The sequence below is a fragment of the Cupriavidus malaysiensis genome, assembly GCF_001854325.1.
GTDB classification, from domain to species: Bacteria; Pseudomonadota; Gammaproteobacteria; order Burkholderiales; family Burkholderiaceae; genus Cupriavidus; species Cupriavidus malaysiensis.
On sequence record NZ_CP017754.1, the window covers coordinates 2886244 to 2904196 of the forward strand.

Genomic DNA, 17953 nt, shown 5'->3' on the forward strand with positions numbered 1-17953 from the left:
AGGGGGGGCACGGTCCAGGACCGTGCCGGCTTTCCTTTTTTTCACGCCCGGTCGCACCCGGGCGCAGGCGAGGCTCAGCCGCGCTTGAGCTGCGACAGGTCGCGCACCGCGCCGCGGTCGGCCGAGGTGGCCAGCGCCGCGTAGGCCTGCAGCGCGGCCGAGACCACGCGCTCGCGGTGCTCCGGCTGCCAGGCACGCGCGCCGCGCGCTTGCATGGCGGCGCGGCGGCTGGCCAGCTCCGCCTCGGAGACGTCGAGGTGGATCCGGCGCTTGGGGATGTCGATGTGGATGATGTCGCCATCGTTGACCAGCGCCACCGTGCCGCCTTCCGCCGCTTCCGGCGACGCATGGCCGATCACCAGCCCCGAGGAGCCGCCCGAGAAGCGCCCGTCGGTGAACAGCGCACAGGTCTTGCCCAGGCCCTTGGACTTCAGGTACGAGGTCGGGTACAGCATCTCCTGCATGCCGGGGCCGCCCTTGGGGCCTTCGTAGCGGATGATGACCACGTCGCCGGCCTGCACCTGGTCGCCCAGGATACCGGCCACGGCGTCGTCCTGGCTCTCGAACACGCGCGCGCGGCCGCTGAACACCCACTGCGACTCATCCACGCCCGCGGTCTTGACGATGCAGCCCTTCTCGGCCAGGTTGCCGTACAGCACGGCCAGGCCGCCGTCCTTGGAATACGCGTGCTCCTTGCTGCGGATGCAGCCGCGCTCGCGGTCGAGGTCCAGCGTGTCGAAGGTGGCTTCCTGGCTGAAGGCGACCTGGGTCGGGATGCCGCCCGGCGCGGCGCGGTAGAACTTGTGCGCGGCATCCTCGCCGCTGCCCGCCACGTCCCAGCGCGCGATCGCGGCGCCCAGCGTGCCGCTGTGCACGTTGCCGCAGCTGGGGTCGATCAGGTCGGCGCGCAGCAGCTCGCCGAGGATGCCGAGGATGCCGCCGGCGCGGTGCACGTCCTCGATGTGGTACTTGTCGGTGGCCGGCGCGGCCTTGCACAGGCAGGGCACCTTGCGCGAGATGCGGTCGATGTCGGACATGGTGAAGTCCACGCCCGCCTCCTGCGCCGCGGCCAGCAGGTGCAGCACGGTGTTGGTGGAGCCGCCCATGGCCACGTCCAGCGCCATGGCGTTCTCGAAGGCGCGCTTGGTGGCGATCTGGCGCGGCAGCACCGAGGCGTCTTCTTCCTGGTAGTAGCGGCGGCACAGGTCGACGATCAGGCGGCCGGCCTGCTCGAACAGGCCCTGGCGCCAGGCGTGCGTGGCCACGATGGTGCCGTTGCCCGGCAGCGCCAGGCCGATCGCCTCGGTCAGGCAGTTCATCGAGTTGGCGGTGAACATGCCGGAGCAGGAGCCGCAGGTGGGGCAGGCGCTGCGCTCGACTTCCTCGGCCTCGGCATCGCTGACCTTGGGGTCGGCGGCCTTGATCATGGCGTCGATCAGGTCGATCTTGGCGATCACCTGGCCATCGGTGGGCGACTTGATCTTGCCGGCCTCCATCGGGCCGCCGGAGACGAACACGACGGGGATGTTCAGGCGCATGGCGGCCATCAGCATGCCCGGGGTGATCTTGTCGCAGTTGGAGATGCAGACCATGGCATCGGCGCAGTGCGCGTTGACCATGTACTCGACCGAATCGGCGATCAGTTCGCGCGAGGGCAGCGAATAGAGCATGCCGCCGTGGCCCATGGCGATGCCATCGTCGACCGCGATGGTGTTGAATTCCTTGGCCACGCCGCCGGCGGCTTCGATCTCGCGCGCCACCAGGGCGCCGAGGTCGCGCAGGTGCACGTGTCCCGGCACGAACTGGGTGAAGGAGTTGACCACGGCGATGATGGGCTTGCCGAAGTCGCCGTCCTTCATGCCGGTGGCGCGCCACAGGGCGCGCGCCCCGGCCATGTTGCGGCCATGGGTGGAGGTGCGGGAACGGTATTGCGGCATGATCTGTCTCGAACGTATGTTGTGGGGCGCAAAGCACGCAATTATAAAGCGCGGCATGGCGCCCTGGCCGGACAGCCGCGCCCCGTCCGCCTGCCCGGCACGAAAAAGCCGGCCAAGGGGCTTGCAAAGCCCGTCCGCTTCGCTATAATTCGCGGCTTCCGCGCCCAGATGGCGGAATTGGTAGACGCACTAGGTTCAGGTCCTAGCGGTGGCAACACTGTGGAGGTTCGAGTCCTCTTCTGGGCACCATATTTGAAAGGCAGATGATCGCAAGATCGTCTGCCTTTTTCATTTGTCTGCCCAGACCAACCGCGCATTCCCCCACTCTTTCCTACCCACTGCGGGGCAGCGCCGCGAACCATGCGGCAAGGGGCTTGATCCACGCGGAGGATTCTGTATAATTCGCGGCTTCCGCGCCCAGATGGCGGAATTGGTAGACGCACTAGGTTCAGGTCCTAGCGGTGGCAACACTGTGGAGGTTCGAGTCCTCTTCTGGGCACCATATTTGAAAGGCAGATGATCGCAAGGTCATCTGCCTTTTTCATTTGTCCGCCCAGACCAACCGCGCATTCCCCCACTCTTTCCTACCCACTTCGGGGCAGCGCCGCGAACCATGCGGCAAGGGGCTTGATCCACGCGAAGGATTCTGTATAATCCGCGGCTTCCGCGCCCAGATGGCGGAATTGGTAGACGCACTAGGTTCAGGTCCTAGCGGTGGCAACACTGTGGAGGTTCGAGTCCTCTTCTGGGCACCATATTTGAAAGGCAGATGATCGCAAGATCATCTGCCTTTTTCATTTGTCCGCCCAGAAAGTCAGGTGCCTGCGCACCTGACGTGGGGACTCGAAGGGCCTGGCTTGCAAGCCAGGCCGGGGTCGCGCCAGTGTGACCGAGTCCTCTTCTGGGCACCATATTTGAAAGGCAGATGATCGCAAGGTCATCTGCCTTTTTCATTTGTCCGCCCAGAAAGTCAGGTGCCTGCGCACCTGACGTGGGGACTCGAAGGGCCTGGCTTGCAAGCCAGGCCGGGGTCGCGCCAGCGTGACCGAGTCCTCTTCTGGGCACCATATTTGAAAGGCAGATGATCGCAAGGTCATCTGCCTTTTTCATTTGTCTCATTTGTCCGCCCAGAAAGTCAGGTGCCTGCGCACCTGACGTGGGGACTCGAAGGGCCTGGCTTGCAAGCCAGGCCGGGGTCGCGCCAGTGTGACCGAGTCCTCGTCCGGGCACCGGAGGTTAGTGCGCGACCGCCCGCTTGCGCTGCCGCTTGACCTCATACATACGCATGTCGGCCTGCTTCAGCGCGCTTTCCGTGCTGAGGCCGATCGGATCGAGCGAGACCACGCCAACGCTGGCGCCATCGTATGCGAGCGCCTGGCCGCCCAGCACATAGTGCCCCGCGGTGGCCGCCGTAACGCGTGCCTGCAGCAGCCGCGCGGCACGTTCGGCCTCGCCCGCCTCCGGCGCCAGCTCCGGACCGACAAAGACGAATTCATCTCCGCCGATCCGGCTCAGCATGTCCATCACGCGCAGGCTCGAAGCCAGCCGGCGCGACACCTCCTGCAGGAATATGTCTCCCGCCTGGTGGCCATACCGGTCGTTGATCGCCTTGAAGCCATCGAGATCGATGCAGCCGACCAGCACCTTGGAACGTTCACGCACGGCCCGCGCCAGCAGACGCTGCAGTTCGTCTAGCAAGGCGCGGCGATTGGGCAGGCCGGTGAGGGCATCGGTCAAGGCATAGGCAGCCAGGCGCTCGTTGGCGGCGCTCAGGCGCGCCAGCAGCGCTTCGCGCTCGACGAAGTTGGCGACGATGCTGGAGAACAATTGCAGCACGGACTGCGCCGCCGGCGGCAGCGGCTGGCGGTCGGCAGATGCCGCACACAAGGTACCGAGCAACTCGCCATCCTCGGCCCGCACCGGTGCGCTGACATAGGTCTGGATGCCGAGCTGGCGCGCAGCCCCGGAGTCGCCCCAGCAGCCCGGCACATCGTCGGTGACCATCCTTCCCGCATCGAGCGCCCGCTTGCACAAGGTGTCCGCCCAGGGCACCGACAGTCCCTCGGGTATCGTCATGCTGCCCGTGTTGCGGGCGAACCGTACGTGCTGGACGTTCTCGACCAGATCGACCGACGTCAGGTACGTCGATTCCAGGCCGGTCACCTCGCCCAGCATTTCCAGCAAGGGCCGCGTCAGTTGTTCGATGGTCTTGGCTGCCGGCAGCGTCGCCGACAGCTGGCTGAGAATGGAATCCAAAGTGAGAGCCTCTCGGCGTGGGTGGCGGTCAGTACGGGCCGGCAGCGGTGCCACGCCACCGCCGGCTCGCGGGGACACTCCCCGCGCAGCAGCTATGGTGCATGAAACGGCCGTTTGCCCGCCAACTTTAGCCGCAATGCCGGCCACGGAGCTGTCGCCGCCGGGGAGTCTACAATAGCGTTTCCCGGGCCCGCGCGGCCCGCCAGCGAGGAGTCCCCCGTGAACATGCAGCGACTACCGGCCATCGCGCTGCTGGCCCTCGCCGCCCTGGCGTGCAGCCTGCCGGCGCAGGCCGGCGTGCACGAGGCAGCACACGACATCAAGGAAGGGACCAAGGAGGCCGTCCACAAGACCGGCGAAGCGGCACGCGAGGCCGGCCACGGCATCGCGCACGCGACCAAGGCGGCCGGGCATGGCATCGCCCATGCCACGCGCGAGGGCGTCCACGCCGTCAAGCACGCCTTCCACAAGGATGAGCGATAGCGTGGCCACGGCCGGCATGAGCCGCACCGCCTGCACACCTTCCTGACGACCCGCTTCGGCCTGGTCGCCGATCCTGGAGCGCGCGGCGACGGCAGACCTGTTTTCTCGGCACGGTCGACTGGCGACCCGGCAGCTCGACCCGCATCCTGCGGGCGCAATGGCAGGCGGATCGTGTATTGCGCCTTCGCCTGTGCCCGTCCTCGGCCAACAACAACAGCGTGTTCGTGACGCTGCCGGCCAGAAGAGCTCATTCATGCCATCGGCAGCGCGATTGCGCTCTGGCACGCCGCAGCGGCGGCCAGCCGCGAGCGCCATGCCACCCAGCAAGCGGCGCAGGGCTACGACGTCGCGCCTTCGCCGTTCCTGACATCCATCACGAAGCGGTCGCGCCCTGCCCGCTTGGCGCGGTACATGGCCGCGTCGGCTTTCTGCACCAGGGCATCGAGCCGCGCCACCGCGGGCCGCTCGCAGGCAGCGCCCACGCTGATGGTGACGAAACGCTGGCCGGCGACGCCGCCGTGCGCCAGCCCGAGCGCACGCACCGCCAGCACCAGGCGCTCGCCCACCGCGCGCGTTTCCGCCGCCGTGCCGCCAGGCAGCACTACAGCGAATTCCTCGCCGCCCAGGCGCGCGCAGAAGCCGTCCGGCCGGGCGACGATGCCGGCGATCGCACCGGCCACCTGGCGCAGGCAGGCGTCGCCCGCGACGTGGCCATGCAGGTCGTTGTATGGCTTGAAGTTGTCGACATCGAGCACCAGCAGGCCGATCGAGGTGCCCTGCTCGCAGGCCTCGGCCACCGCGGCCTGCCCTTCACGCTCGAAATAGCGCCGGTTGAACAGGCTGGTCAGCACATCGTGTTCGAGATCCGCCGCCATGCGCGACAGGCGCGCCTCGGTGGCGCCAAGCCGCACGGTCAGGGCCAGTTCACGCGAGCGGTACTGGCTGACGTCGCGCAGGAAGGCGAGCGTGCCGACCACCTTGCCATCGAGGCGGCGCACCGTCTCCAGCGACACCTCGTACTCGGTCCCGGCTTCCGTGCGCGGTACCAGGCCCGGTGGCGTGCCATCGCCCGCCTGTGCCACCAGCACCGCCCATTCGGCCGGCACCGCCTCGCCCGGGCGCAGGGCTGGCAACATGCGCGCCGCGGCGGGGTTGAAATCGACGATGCGCAGGTCGGTGCTGACCACCACGCAGCCTTCGCGCAATGAATCGAACACGCGCAGCCGCGCGTAGTGGGCGATGTCGTCCAGGTGGGGGCGCAGCGCGCACAGCCACAGCAGCGCGCTCATCAGCGAGAAGGTGGCCGGAGTCAGGTCGCCGCCGAGCGGCCCGGTCCAGCGCAGCATGTAGGCCAGGTGGGCCAGCAGCGGCAGCACCAGGCTGCCGGCCAGCACCGCGCGCCCGGCCCGCGTCAGGCTGCCATTCGGCACGCGCGCGGTCAGCAGGAAATAGAGGCTGAAGAAGAGCAGGCCGTAGGTCCACGCGGCCGCCGCGAAGTAGGCGGGGCCATGCGAGAACACCGCCACCGGCAGCACGCCGCCGGGCGTGGTCGTGATAGCGCTCCAGATCAGGTGGTGCCGCTCGTTGGTGAAGACCAGGGCGAGCATCAGCAAGGCCACCAGCACCGGCACCGACAACAGCGACCAGCGGATGACGTGGCGCGGCCGGCTGATCTGCACCATGGCGCAGAGCCAGCCGATGGGCACCGCGGCGATGCCGAGGTACTGGAACTTGGCCCACCAGATGCGATCGGCCAGGTCGAGCGCGTTGACCTCCATCAGCCGGCCCCCGCTCCAGATCGCCGCGCCGGCCGTCAGCACCAGGAAGGACTTGACGGTGGGATCATCCCGGCGCGACCAGGCAGCCACGGCTACGCCAAGGCTGCCGACCACCGCGAAGGCGAGGCACAGGATGAGTATGTACGAGGGCATCCGACGAGACGATTATGCGGGGCAGCGCGCGGCCGAGCCGAGTCGGACGAATTATATGCGCGACCAGCGCCCCGCCGGCCGCCGGGGCGGAATGCCATGAATGCACGGCCAGGCATGGCATCGCCGGCTGCGCCGATTACAATATCGCCTTTGCCGCCGCGCCCCGTGCGACCCGCGCGGCACCCGATCGCCGTCCGCCATGTCCCTGATCCTCCAAAGCCCCGCCCCGCTCGCCCCCGCCGATCTCGACGCCATCCGCTCCCTCGCCCAGGCTCCGGGCCTGTCGCTGCGCAGCGACACCGTGGCCGGCGCCGCAGACAGCGCGCCGCTCACGCCCGCGCTGCGCGAAGCGCTCGATACGTACTGCGGCCCGCGCGCCATCGACTGGGCCATCGTGCCGGACGGCCGCGCCCTGTCAGACTTCCGCCTGGTGGCGATGGACATGGACTCGACCCTGATCACCATCGAGTGCATCGATGAGATCGCCGACTTCTGCGGCCTCAAGGCCGAGGTCTCGGCCATCACCGAAGCGGCCATGCGCGGCGAGATCACCGACTTCAACGAGAGCCTGCGGCGCCGCGTCGCGCTGCTCAAGGGCCTCGACGCCAGCGTGCTCGACCGCGTCTACGACGAGCGCCTGCGCCTGTCGCCGGGCGCCGAACGGATGCTGCAGACGGTGCAGGCGCTCGGCCTGCGCACGTTGCTGGTCTCGGGCGGCTTCGTGCATTTCACCGAGAAGCTCAAGGCGCGGCTGCGGCTGGACTTCACCCGCGCCAATACGCTGGAAATCGTCGACGGCAAGCTGACCGGCCAGGTGGTCGGCGAGATCGTCAATGCGGACGTCAAGGCCCGCACGGTACAGGAAGTGTGCTCGGAGATCGGCGCGCAGCCCGGGCAGGCCATCGTCATGGGCGATGGCTCGAACGACCTGAAGATGATGGCGGTGGCCGGCCTCTCGGTCGCCTTCCGCGCCAAGCCGGTGGTGCGTGCGCAGGCCAGCGTCGCCTTCAACCACGTCGGCCTGGACGGACTGCTGCAGTTGTTCCCGCACTGAGCGGGACGCCGCCGGGGGGCAACCGACCTCCCCGGCCCGGCCTACCTCCGCCCTGGCTTGCGGTACGCCGCGCTTCGCGGCCGTGCGCCGCCGCCCCTTCGCGCCACCCTTCCCCGCCCCTTCCCCCACCGTCCCTCCTCGTTCCCCTCGCGTTCACCTTGCGTCATGAAATGCGAATCACTATCATTTCTATTTTTAGGAAATAGCTGATCCATTCATGCTCGCGCTTGCCGCCCTGTGCTGCCTCGCCGCGGCCTGCTGCCTCTACCTGGCGGCGCCGAACCAATTGCTGCTCCCCCCGTCCGCGAGCCCCGCTGCCGCGCGCAGGCGGCACCGCGCTGGGCTGGTCCTGGGCACGCTGCTGGCGCTGCTGGGACTGGTGCTGTGGCGGCAGGCCCTGGGCTGGCCCGCGGCGGTTTCGGCGACGCTGGTCGCCGTGCCTTGCAGTCTGAGCCTGTGCCCCTTCTTCGGTGCCTATGCTTTCAGCCGGCGCCAGCACGGCCTGCCGGCGCGCCGGGCGCATGCGAGAGGCCGGGCATGAGCGCCGGCATGGGAACGAAATGGCTGGCCGGCACGCTGCTCGGCCTGCCACTGGCCATCGCCGCCTGCGGCCTGGGTGCCAGGCTCACCCCCGGCGGCTGGGAGCGCGGAGCGGTGATCGCGGTGACGGCCTGCCTGCCCTTGTGGGTGGCCGTGATCTCGGCCAGCGTGCTGTTCCGCAGCAGCCGCGCCGCCTGGCTGTGGCTGCTGGCCGGCAACCTGCTCGCCTTCGGCGCGCTGGCGGTGGCCCGAACCTTCACCGCCATGGGAGGCACGGCATCATGAAGGCCGCCACCCTGCGCCTGTACCAGACCCTGCACACCTGGGTCGGCCTGATGGCCGGCTGGGCCCTGTTCATCGCATTCTTCGCCGGCGCCCTCACGGTCTTCCACGAGGAACTGCACAGCTGGCAGAGCGTGCACCGTGCCCGGCATGCGGCCGCCGCGCCCGCCGGCACCCCGGACGGCGCCAGCGTCGACCGCTTCGTGCAAGCGCTGGCGGCCAGCCATCCCGCGGCCGCCGCCAGCGTCTACGTGAGCCTGCCCACGGCCGGCGAGCCGGAGCTCTCGGCCTACTGGCAGGAAAAGAACGGCGCCTGGCAGTTCACGACCGCCAGCCGCCTGGCTGCCGGCAAGACCTCGCCTGCCGAGACGTCGCTCGAGCGCGTGCGCGGCGAACTGGCCAACTTCCTCAACTCCCTGCACTACTCGCTGGGCCTGTCGGACGCCGGCATGTACCTGATGGGGGCGATCAGCGTGCTGTACGGACTGGCCCTGGTGTCGGGCGTGCTGCTGCACCTGCCGCGCCTGAAGAAGGACCTGCTGGCGGTGCGTCCCGGGCGCAACCTGAAGCGCTTCTGGATGGACGCGCACAATGTGCTGGGCCTGTTCAGCCTGCCCTTCCACCTGGTCTTCGCCGTGACCGGCGCCATGTTCTGCCTGTCGATGGTGCTGGTGATGGCATTCGACACGCTGGCCTTCGACGGCAAGCTGATGCCGGCGGTGCCCCGCCTGACGGCGGCCGCCCCCGAGGTGGACAGCGCCGGCCGGCCAGCGCCGCTGCTGCCGGCCGCCACCCTGCTGGCCGCCGCGCGCGCAGGCGGCGGCACGGCCTTCACACCGACCTCGATCCGCTACCAGCGCATCGGCGACGCCAACGCGGTGGCCGAGGTGCGCGGCAACGCGGACGGCGCGCTGGGCAGCTATGGCTCGATCGCGCTGCACGCGGCGGCCGGGCAGCCGCGCAGCGGCCAGGTCATGGGCGACCAGACCCCGGCCGGCCGCGATACCAACCATGCGGTCTACAGCGCCATGTACGGCCTGCACTTCGGTACCTTCGGCGACGTCGCGCTGCGCTTCGTCTACCTGGTGGCCGGGCTGGCCGGGGCCTTCCTGTTCTATTCGGGCAACCTGCTGTGGATCGAGTCGCGCCGCAAGCAGCGCCAGGCCGTGCAGCCGCGTGTGCACAAGCTGCTGGCACAGGCCACCGTGGGCGTCTGCCTGGGCTGCTGCCTCGGCGTAGCGGCCGCCTTCAGCGGCGCCCTGCTATGGCCTGAGCGGCCGGCCGCTCAGGTCTACTTCCCGGTCTTCCTGGCCGCACTGGCCTGGTCGCTGCTGCGCCAGCCGGCGCGTGCGGCACTCGACCTGCTCTACGCGACCGTCGCCGCGACGGCGCTGATCCCGGTCTGCAGTGCGCTGGTGGCGGGCGATCCGTTCTGGCGCGCCGCCCAGCGCGGCGACTGGGCCGTGGCCGGCTTCGACATCGGCGCCCTGGCCATGGCCTGCGGCTTTGCCGCACTGGCCCATGCCACCCGCAAGCGTGCCCGCAGCGGCCCCTTGGACTCCGTCTGGGCCCTGCCCCCGGCCCGGCCGGACGGCGCGACAGGCGTGGCCGCCACGGCGCCGCCAGTCCTGCCCGGGCCGCCGCCACGCCACTGACGGCGCAAGGCGGCGCGGGGCCATACAGGCCCCACCGCCCCCGCTCATGCGCTCATGCGCTCATGCGCTCAGCTTGGTTTCCAGCGCGCGGCGCAGGTCGGCGATCAGGTCGCGCGTGTCCTCCAGCCCGATGTAGAGCCGCACCAGTTCGCCGGCATGCTGCCAGCCCTCCGGCGGCCAGCTGCCCGCCGGGCGCATCGACGGCACGTGGTAAGGCACGGCCAGGCTGTGCGCCCCACCCCACGACCAACCGATGGCAAAGCGCTCCAGCGCCTCTACGAAGGCGTCCACCTGCGCGCGCGTGTAGCGCTCGTGCAGCACGATGGCGAAGAGGCCGGTGGCGCCGCTGAAGTCGCGCCGCCAGAAGGCATGGCCCGGGCAGTCCTGCAATGCCGGATGGAGGACCTTGACCACCTCCGGCCGCTGGCTCAGCCATTCGGCCACCTCGCGTGCCGCGCGGTCATGCGCGGCCAGCCGCACCGGCAGGCTGGGCAAGGCGCGCAGCACCAGGAAGCAATCGTCGGCGGAAACACCCCAGCCCATCAGCATGCGGGTGCGCTTCAGGCGCGCGTGCAGCGCCTCGTCGCGGCTCAGCACCGCGCCCATCAGCACGTCGCTGCCGCCCGACTGGTACTTGGTCAGCGCCTGCACCGAGATATCGATCCCCTTGTCGAAAGGGCGGAAGTACAGGCCCGCCGACCAGGTGTTGTCGATGGCCGTCAGCACGCCGCGCTCGCGCGCCGCCGCCACGATGGCCTCGCTGTCCGGCACCTCCATGGTCACCGAACCGGGCGACTCCATCCAGATCAGGCGCGTATTGGGCCGGATCAGGGCGCCGATGCCGGCACCGATCATCGGATCGTAGTAGCGCACCGTCACGCCGAAGTCGCGCGCCAGCCATTCGCCGTGCTCGCGGTTGGGTCCGTAGACGTTGTCGGGCACCAGCACGTCGTCGCCGCTGCGCAGCAGCGCGAAGTAGACCAGCGAGATGGCAGCCAGGCCCGACGGCAGCAGCAGCGTATCGCGTGCGCCCTCCAGCTTGGCGAGGTGCTGGCACAGTGCCTCGCTGGTCGGCGTGGCATGGAGGCCGTAGCGCCAGTAGGTGGTGCCGGCATCGCCGTGCGCACGCAGTTCGGCGAGATTGCGGAAGACCACGGTGGAACCGCGCCAGGTGGGCGGCGAAAAGGAATCGAATCCCGGCGGGATCTGCAGGCCGGGCTGGACGGCGAGCGTCTGCGGATAGGCGCCGTCGTCATCGGACGGCACGGCGCTGGTGGACGGGTCGGTCGGGGTCTGGTCGGACACGGCGGCTTCCTTGTCTGGCGCACGCCCGCTTCGCCGCCCCGGCACGCATCGCGCCGCGCGGCGCCAGCGGGGGAACGGCGCCGCGGCGCGCCCGTTGCTCGATGCGCCTGCGCGGCGGACGCGCAGGCAATCCAAGAGTCCGGAGATCCGGGCGGATCCCCGGTCAGGTGATCGAAAAGGCTTCGAGCTTACCAGCAATCGCCGCGCCCTCCCACCCGTGGTGGTGGCGCGGCGCAGGATGACGAATCCGCGCGGCTAGCGCGGCGTGATCGACGACTTGGGCGGCGGCGGCGCGTAGGTGATGCCGCTGGACGGTCGCATGTCGAACGGCGGGATCACCAGCAGGCCCAGCGGCCGGATCATGAAGGGCAGCACGATGGCGGGATTGAGGGCGTCGGTCCAGGTGCCGCGCACTACGCCGGCCGCATCGATCTGCCCTTCCCAGTTGCCGGTGACGTGGGTGCCGTCATCCGACTCCTCCATCAGGAAGCCGCCGTTCTCGTATTCGCCCGCCAGCAGGCGCACGCCCGGCCGGTTGCCGAAAGCGTACTCGCCGTGCACGCTGTCGCGCTCGTCCGGCTTGGGACCGAGGCGCAGCCGTACCGGCTGGTCGCCGAGCGTGCCGGCGTAGACCGGCAGCCTGGCGTATTCGGGGCGCGGCGCCAGCGGCGCCGCCTGCCCGGTGGACAAGGTGGTGCCACGGCGCGACTCGCCGTCGCGGATGGCCTGGTTCAGGCCCAGCGCACCGTCGACGGGTGCCGGCACCACCGGCATCGCGGTGCCGCCCGTCGACAATTCGGTGCCACCGGCGGCCAGGGCCGGCACGGCCGCCGCAAGTCCGGCACAGCACAGCAGCAGGGCCGGCAGCAGGCGGCCGGCGCGTCCGCGGCCCGCCGGCGCGGCCGGCTCGGCCCGGCCGGGAAACGTGCGCTGGCAGCCCATGCCGTGCCGCATGCTTACAGGCGCTCGAAGATGGCGGCGATGCCCTGGCCGCCGCCGATGCACATGGTCACCAGGGCGTAGCGGCCTTGCACGCGTTGCAGCTCGTACAGGGCTTTCACCGTGATCAGCGCACCGGTGGCGCCGATCGGGTGGCCCAGCGAAATGCCCGAACCGTTCGGGTTGACCTTGGCGGGATCCAGGCCCAGTGTCTTGGTGACCGCGCACGCCTGTGCGGCGAAGGCTTCGTTGGCCTCGATCACGTCCAGGTCGGCCACCGACAGGCCCGCGCGCTCCAGCGCCTTGCGCGTGGCCGGCACCGGACCGATACCCATGGTCTTCGGGTCGACCCCGGCGTGGCCGTACGAGACCAGGCGAGCCAGCGGCTTGAGGCCGCGCCGCTCGGCTTCGGCGCGCTCCATCAGCACGACCGCGGCAGCAGCGTCGTTCAGGCCCGAGGCATTGCCAGCCGTGACCGTGCCGTTCTCCTTGGCGAAGACCGGCTTGAGCTTGGTCATGTCGTCCAGGGTGGCGTCATGGCGCACGTGCTCGTCGGTGTCGAACTGGATATCGCCCTTGCGCGACTTGAGGGTGACGGGGACGATCTGGTCCTTGAAGTAGCCCGCCTTGATCGCCGCCGAAGCGCGGCGGTGCGATTCCAGCGCAGCCTCATCCTGCTGCGCGCGCGAGATGTCGTACTCCTTGGCGACGTTCTCGGCGGTCACGCCCATGTGGATGGTGTGGAACGGGTCGTGCAGCGCGCCCAGCATCATGTCGATCAGCTTGGCATCGCCCATGCGCGAGCCCCAGCGCGCGGCCGGCGCCAGGTAGGGAGCGCGGCTCATGCTCTCGGCACCGCCGCCGATGGCCACGTCGGTATCGCCCAGCAGGATGGTCTGCGCCGCGCTGACGATGGCCTGCAGGCCCGAGCCGCATAGGCGGTTGACGGTCAGGGCCGGCGCGTCGATGGTGACGCCGCCGTTGACGGCCGCCACGCGGGACAGGTACATGTCCTTGGGCTCGGTCTGGATGACGTTGCCGAACACCACATGGCCGACGTCGCCGCCGTCCACTTTGGCACGGGCCAGCGCTTCACGCACCACCAGGGCGCCCAGCTCGGTCGGGGCCAGGTCCTTCAGGCTGCCGCCGAAGGTTCCGATCGCGGTACGAACGCCGCTGACTACCACCACTTCACGCGTCATGTCTCGTCTCCAAGAGGTTATGTTGCGGTGCACAGTATAGCGCCGCCCGGCCGGAATCGAACGGTCGTACTTTTACCTAATGCGGCATTGCGGTAGCGCAAAAAAAGTGGCGCATAGAGCGCGCAAATCCCTTCGAAAACCTCAGATCTCGCCCCACAGATCGTGGCCATCGGCGCCCGTGATGCGCACGTCGACGAACTCGCCAACGCGGTAGCGCTGGGAGTGACGCGTGACAGGGGCGATGTAGACCAGGCCATCGATCTCCGGCGCATCGGCCGCCGAGCGCCCGATACCGCCGTCCTGGTTGATCTCGTCGACCAGCACGCGCAGCGTCTGGCCGACCTTGCGCTGCAGGCGCCGTGCCGACACCGCCTCGGCCACCTCCATGAAGCGCGCGCGGCGTTCCTCGCGCACCTCGTCGGGCAGCGCGCCAGGCAGCTCATTGGCCGTGGCGCCTTCCACCGGCGAATAGGCGAAGCAGCCAACGCGATCCAGTTCGGCCTCGGCAATGAAGTCCAGGAGGGTCTGGAACTCTTCCTCGGTCTCGCCCGGGAAGCCGGCGATGAACGTGCTGCGGATGGTCAGCTCCGGGCACACCGCGCGCCAGGCGCGGATGCGGTCCAGCGTCTTCTCGGCGTTGGCCGGGCGCTTCATGCGCTTGAGCACATCGGGATGGGCATGCTGCAGCGGCACGTCCAGGTAGGGCAGCACGCCCTCCTGCGACATCAGCGGGATGATCTCGTCCACATGCGGGTACGGATAGACGTAGTGCAAGCGCACCCAGGCACCGTACCGGCGTGCCAGCTCGCCCAGCGCCGCCACCAGCTCGGTCATGCGGGTCTTGAGCGGGCGGCCGTCCCAGAAGCCGGTGCGGTACTTGACGTCGACGCCGTAGGCGCTGGTGTCCTGCGAGATCACCAGCAGCTCCTTGACGCCCGACTTGAACAGGTTCTCGGCCTCCAGCATGACCTCCGCCACCGGACGCGAGACCAGGTCACCGCGCATCGACGGGATGATGCAGAAGGAACAACGATGGTTGCAGCCCTCGGAAATCTTCAGGTAGGCGTAATGCTTGGGCGTGAGCTTGATGCCAGCCGCCGGCACCAGGTCCGTGAACGGGTCATGCGGCTTGGGCAGATGCGTGTGCACCGCCTGCATCACCTCGTCCAGCGCATGCGGACCGGTCACGGCCAGCACCTTCGGGTGCACGCTGGTGATGATGTCGTTGCCGCTCGCGTCCTTCTTCGCTCCCAGGCAGCCCGTGACGATGACCTTGCCGTTCTCGGTCAGCGCCTCGCCGATGGCATCCAGGCTCTCCTGCACCGCCTCGTCGATAAAACCGCAGGTATTCACCACCACCAGGTCGGCACCGTCGTAGGTGCCGCTGATGGCATAGCCCTCGGCGCGGAGCTGGGTGATGATCTGCTCGGAGTCGACCAAGGCCTTCGGGCATCCAAGGCTCACGAAGCCCACATTAGGGATATGGTCTTTCTTGGTCGTTGATTCTGCGGGGTTTTTCACGGTCACATCCAGATGTGGGGCGGGCGAGGCGGGGCATGGCCGCCTGGCGGTACAAGGCCAACCGCGCATTTTAACCGTTTGCGAAAATTTCTCGGCGCCTGATCCCCGACATGGGCTGGCGGACCTGCGGCTAGAGTTGATTGCCGAGGGCGAGCAGGAACTCCACCGCCAGTCGATTGCGGGCTGAAGCATGGCGTGCCTTTTCGTACACCACGGACAACGGTGCGCCGATACTGTCGAGCCCGGCCAGCACGGCAACCAGCCGGCCTGTGGCCAGCGCCGGGGCCACGACGTAATGCGGTGCCTGGAGAATCCCGCGTCCGCCTTCAGCCAGTGCAAGAAGCACGGCGACGTGGTCACTGGCCAACGGCCCGATGGGGAAGTGACTGTACTCCTCCTTACCACGGGAGAATGTCCAGGTACGAAACTGTCCACTGTCGGCCATCACATAGCGCAGGCAGACATGCCTGCCAAGATCGCCTGGGCTGCTGGGTGAACCATGCTGTTCCAGGTAGGTCGGCGCGGCGACGGTCAAGAACCGGTGTGGCGGTAGCGGGCGAGCTACCAGGCGGGAATCCGGCACTTCGCCCAGCATGACGGCAAGGTCGAATCGTTCGGCGGTCATGTCGACATGCCTGTCCGTCAGCGTCAATTCGATATCCAGTCCCGGATGGGCGGCCAGCCACTCACTGAGGGCTGGCGCCACCACATATTGGCCGAAGCTCACCGGCACGCAAAGCCGCAGCTTCCCACGCCACGGTTGGGCCTCCCCGGCCAATCTGCTGCGGGCGTCCTCGATGGCCGTCATGCCTTGGCGGCAGACGTCGAAGAATGCTTCGCCGTCGCCGGTCAGGGTGATCTGCCGCGGCGAGCGGTGGAACAACTGGATCCCAAGCTCTGCCTCCAATCGCGCCACCGACTTGCTCACGGCGGACGGCGTGACGCGGAGCACACGTGCGGCTCGCGTGAAATTCCCGGCTTCGGCTGCCCGGACGAAGGTGTTGATGTCCGTGAACGGGTCCACTTCTATTGTTCCTGGAATTCACAATTAGTGTGATTTTATATTGCTTATCATTCCTTTGAATCATTCATATAGTGGATCCCACATCAATTCAAGAGGGATTTGACATGCCGGATTTCATGAGCAACCTGCTCTCGCGACTGTTCCTGCTGCCTGCCATGGCCGTCACCAAAAGTCAGGCTGCATCGCCGTCATCCCAACCCAAGGCTGCCCCCACCGCAGCGGGACAGTTGCCGCCGCCGGCCCATGAGGACGGGCATGCAGCGCTGGTCATGATCGAGTTCGTCAACGAGTGGCTGGCCCCGGAAGGAAAGCTGCGTGGATTGATCCAAGACGAGCAAGCGTTCGCTGACTCCCAAGAGGCAGGCAAGCGAGCCCTGGAGGCCGCACGCAAGGCCGGCATGCCGGTGATCCATGCCACGCTGCGGATGTCGTCCGACTACCGCGAACTGGGCCGCGCAAGGTTCGGCCTGCGCGGTGCGATACCCAGAGCCGGTACCTGGCAGGAACAGGACAGCGGTTGGCAGTTCTACGGGCCTTTCGCACCGCGGCCAGATGAATTCGTCATCAGCGGCCGTGCCGGAGCCAGTGCATTCGCCGCCTCCGACCTGGACAATTTCCTGCGCGGTCAGGGCATTACCCGCCTCTACCTTGCCGGCTACGCAACCCACGTATGCATCGAATCGACAATGCGTGCCGCACATGACCTGGGCTATGAACCGGTGGTGCTCAGCGATGCCACGGCGGCCTTCACTACCCAGCAGCAACAGCACGTGTTGAATGAAATCGTGCACCATTTCGGCAGGAGCATGCCGACTGAGGCCTTCGTCGACATGCTGTCGGATGCGGGCCGATCCGGCCCGGCATCGAAAAGCGGCAGAGATCAGATGGAGCCGGCCGCCATGCCGACGGCAATGCGCAGCGTGACGGTGCCTTGACCGGAGACTCCTGGCATCTCGGGCGCCACGTTGGCCCATGGCGATCTGGTATTGCCCGAGGGGTACGCGATCGCGGGCTCAAGGGACATGCGCAGGCCAGTGCGCTGATCGGCGTCGAGTCGCTGTTCCATCCGGATGTCCGGGTCGAGATCGTCGCCGTGGCGATGTTGCGCGAAACTTGTCCGCTGGATCGGGCAACCTGAGTCGTGCCTGCCATGACGCTGGGCTGATCGTCGCAGGCGCACCGCCTCCCGATCCGCAGGCTTCCGGCGCCGCCGTCTTCAACTCCTCCCGTCGTGGCAAGACCGTCGACCCGCCCAGCTATTGGGCTTTCGACACCGCAATGCCGCCTCCCGCTCCCCCAATGGGCGGCGCAATTGCTAGCGACCTTGCCTGACGAGACGTTCCCAGTGGAAATAGGTGCCTGAGCGGCAACGCGCAGTTGCGGCAAGGCCCGCACGAAACGGGCCGTCACCCGTCCGCAGGCTAGTGACCGATAACGACCTGAAAGACCAGGCCGGTCGGAATCGCTACCAGGAAATAGTCTCCGCCCACCCCGACCCATTGATAGCCGCGAGGCGGCGGCGTCAACCGGTGTTCGCGCCAGTTGTCGATGACGTACTGCCGGTCGCGATATTCAGGGGGGAGCCTGTCGCCCTTGTGCCAGCCGCCCCGGGGCGGCATGCGTCCCTCGGGCCCTCGATCCCGCTCGGGTCCGCGGCCTCGATTCTCCTGGCCAGGTGGTGGTCCGCCGCGATGATCGCGGTCATCGCGGTCCTGCGCAAAGCCCGTGGCGGACGACATGGCGATAGCCGCCAGCAGCAGACTGGAGAGCAACTTGGACTTCGTCATTCAGGATCTCCTGCGCCTCATTCATGGCAAGGCGCAT

The 17953-nt window shown here is 68.3% G+C and carries 15 protein-coding genes and 3 tRNA genes; 9 read left to right on the forward strand and 9 right to left on the reverse strand.

Going from position 1 to position 17953, the window contains the following annotated elements; translation table 11 throughout:
- Positions 1–74 precede the first annotated feature (74 nt).
- The gene (gene ilvD, locus BKK80_RS12755) at positions 75–1937 is read right to left on the reverse strand and encodes a dihydroxy-acid dehydratase (RefSeq protein ID WP_071013325.1); all 1863 of its coding nucleotides are present in this window, start codon (positions 1935–1937) and stop codon (positions 75–77) included.
- Between the two features lie 162 nt (positions 1938–2099).
- On the opposite strand from ilvD, the gene BKK80_RS12760 reads away from it, so the two are divergent.
- From BKK80_RS12760 to BKK80_RS12770, 3 genes are all read left to right on the forward strand, one after another.
- Positions 2100–2186 (forward strand) — tRNA-Leu (locus tag BKK80_RS12760).
- A 166-nt stretch (positions 2187–2352) separates the two neighbouring features.
- Positions 2353–2439 (forward strand) — tRNA-Leu (locus tag BKK80_RS12765).
- A gap of 166 nt (positions 2440–2605) precedes the next feature.
- Positions 2606–2692, forward strand: a tRNA-Leu gene (locus BKK80_RS12770).
- Positions 2693–3173: 481 nt separating this feature from the next.
- Here the strand turns inward: BKK80_RS12770 and BKK80_RS12775 are convergent.
- Positions 3174–4193: a sensor domain-containing diguanylate cyclase gene (locus BKK80_RS12775; RefSeq protein WP_157903217.1), complete on the reverse strand. Its 1020-nt coding sequence runs from the start codon at positions 4191–4193 to the stop codon at positions 3174–3176.
- A 225-nt stretch (positions 4194–4418) separates the two neighbouring features.
- On the opposite strand from BKK80_RS12775, the gene BKK80_RS12780 reads away from it, so the two are divergent.
- Positions 4419–4676, forward strand: coding sequence for a hypothetical protein (locus BKK80_RS12780; RefSeq protein ID WP_071070834.1), 258 nt, complete (start codon positions 4419–4421; stop codon positions 4674–4676).
- A gap of 338 nt (positions 4677–5014) precedes the next feature.
- Here BKK80_RS12780 and BKK80_RS12785 read toward each other — a convergent pair whose 3' ends face one another.
- A complete protein-coding gene (locus BKK80_RS12785) occupies positions 5015–6607 on the reverse strand; it encodes a histidine kinase N-terminal 7TM domain-containing protein (RefSeq protein WP_071069696.1) in 1593 nt (530 codons plus the stop codon).
- 199 nt (positions 6608–6806) lie between these two features.
- On the opposite strand from BKK80_RS12785, the gene serB reads away from it, so the two are divergent.
- The 4 genes from serB (at position 6807) to BKK80_RS12805 (ending at position 10138) form a co-directional block, all read left to right on the forward strand.
- A complete protein-coding gene (serB, locus tag BKK80_RS12790; RefSeq protein ID WP_071069698.1) occupies positions 6807–7661 on the forward strand; it encodes a phosphoserine phosphatase SerB in 855 nt (284 codons plus the stop codon).
- Between the two features lie 217 nt (positions 7662–7878).
- On the forward strand, positions 7879–8202 hold the full coding sequence (locus BKK80_RS12795) for a hypothetical protein (protein WP_071069701.1): 324 nt from the start codon (positions 7879–7881) through the stop codon (positions 8200–8202).
- Positions 8203–8210: 8 nt separating this feature from the next.
- The gene (locus tag BKK80_RS12800; protein WP_418235859.1) at positions 8211–8486 is read left to right on the forward strand and encodes a hypothetical protein; all 276 of its coding nucleotides are present in this window, start codon (positions 8211–8213) and stop codon (positions 8484–8486) included.
- On the forward strand, positions 8483–10138 hold the full coding sequence (locus BKK80_RS12805) for a PepSY-associated TM helix domain-containing protein (protein ID WP_071069702.1): 1656 nt from the start codon (positions 8483–8485) through the stop codon (positions 10136–10138). Before BKK80_RS12800 ends, BKK80_RS12805 begins: the two co-directional genes overlap by 4 nt.
- Before the next feature lie 60 nt (positions 10139–10198).
- On the opposite strand, the gene BKK80_RS12810 is transcribed toward BKK80_RS12805, so the two are convergent.
- The 5 genes from BKK80_RS12810 to BKK80_RS12830 form a co-directional block, all read right to left on the reverse strand.
- Complete coding sequence (locus BKK80_RS12810) at positions 10199–11404, reverse strand: cystathionine beta-lyase (RefSeq protein WP_071070836.1); 1206 nt, start codon at positions 11402–11404, stop codon at positions 10199–10201.
- Between the two features lie 294 nt (positions 11405–11698).
- On the reverse strand, positions 11699–12397 hold the full coding sequence (locus tag BKK80_RS12815; protein WP_231907919.1) for a hypothetical protein: 699 nt from the start codon (positions 12395–12397) through the stop codon (positions 11699–11701).
- Positions 12398–12399: 2 nt separating this feature from the next.
- Positions 12400–13584, reverse strand: a complete 1185-nt coding sequence (gene bktB, locus BKK80_RS12820; RefSeq protein ID WP_071038277.1) for a beta-ketothiolase BktB — start codon at positions 13582–13584, stop codon at positions 12400–12402.
- A gap of 141 nt (positions 13585–13725) precedes the next feature.
- Positions 13726–15105, reverse strand: coding sequence for a 30S ribosomal protein S12 methylthiotransferase RimO (rimO, locus tag BKK80_RS12825; RefSeq protein ID WP_071016427.1), 1380 nt, complete (start codon positions 15103–15105; stop codon positions 13726–13728).
- Between the two features lie 130 nt (positions 15106–15235).
- On the reverse strand, positions 15236–16129 hold the full coding sequence (locus BKK80_RS12830) for a LysR family transcriptional regulator (protein ID WP_071038276.1): 894 nt from the start codon (positions 16127–16129) through the stop codon (positions 15236–15238).
- 116 nt (positions 16130–16245) lie between these two features.
- On the opposite strand from BKK80_RS12830, the gene BKK80_RS12835 reads away from it, so the two are divergent.
- Entirely contained in the window at positions 16246–17064 is an 819-nt protein-coding gene (locus BKK80_RS12835) for a cysteine hydrolase family protein (protein WP_205683699.1), read from the forward strand.
- A gap of 486 nt (positions 17065–17550) precedes the next feature.
- On the opposite strand, the gene BKK80_RS12840 is transcribed toward BKK80_RS12835, so the two are convergent.
- Entirely contained in the window at positions 17551–17916 is a 366-nt protein-coding gene (locus BKK80_RS12840; protein WP_071069706.1) for an RcnB family protein, read from the reverse strand.
- Positions 17917–17953 lie beyond the last annotated feature (37 nt).